Annotated in this window: 1 protein-coding gene; it reads left to right on the top strand. The window is 74.9% G+C overall.

Translation table 11 applies throughout. From position 1 onward, the window contains the following. Positions 1-778 (top strand): PAS domain-containing protein (locus ACTWQJ_RS51945; RefSeq protein WP_443313289.1); only part of this gene is annotated, 778 nt, incomplete at both ends.

Raw genomic sequence — 778 nt, 5'->3', positions numbered from 1 at the left:
ACTTCGGCGAGTCGGCGTACACGGCCGCGGCCACCGTCGATGCGCAGGGCATCGTGACGGGGTGGAGCGAGGGGGCGCGGCGGCTGCTCGGCTACGAGCCCCCGCAGGTCGTGGGGCGCCCCGCCGCCCATCTGCTCGCCGACGCGCCCGGCGAGCGCGCGCGGCGGGATGCGCCCGGGCGGGACAGGTGGAGCGGCAGCGTGGCGGTGCGGCACCGGGACGGCAGCCGGCTTCGGCTGCGACTGCTCGCCAACCGGCGCCCGCCCGGCGGGCAGGCCGACGAGTGGCTCGTGGTGTCCGCCGTGGCTGGCCGGCCCAGCACGCCCGGCGAAAAGACGCTGGGGGAATGGGTGTTCACCCAGTCCCCCTGCGGCCTGGCGGTCTTCGATACGGATCTGCGACTGGTGCGGGCGAACGCCGCCATGGAGCGCGCGCTCGGATTCACGGAGACCGAGATGCGCGGGCTGCGTCTGCCGGAGATCGCGCCGCATCCCACGAGCGAGGAGGCCGACAGGAGGATGCGCCTGGCCTTCGAAACCGGCGAGCCGCAGTACCTGCAGGCCGACATCCGCCCCGCGACGCCGCCAGGCCCACAGCACGACCGGCCGACCTCGCTGACCCCGATGAAAGACCTGGACGGCCGGGTGCGCGCCGTATGCCTGGCGGCGCACCACAGGGCGCAGGAGCCGCCCGCCCGGCAGCACACGCTCCTGCTGAAGGACGTCGGCGCCCGCATCGGCACCACCTCGGACATCGCACGCACCGCACAGGAACTGGC

Source organism: Streptomyces sp. KR55, assembly GCF_052245645.1.
GTDB classification, from domain to species: Bacteria; Actinomycetota; Actinomycetes; order Streptomycetales; family Streptomycetaceae; genus Streptomyces; species Streptomyces flavusporus.
This window is presented reverse-complemented; position numbering and strand designations above follow the sequence as displayed.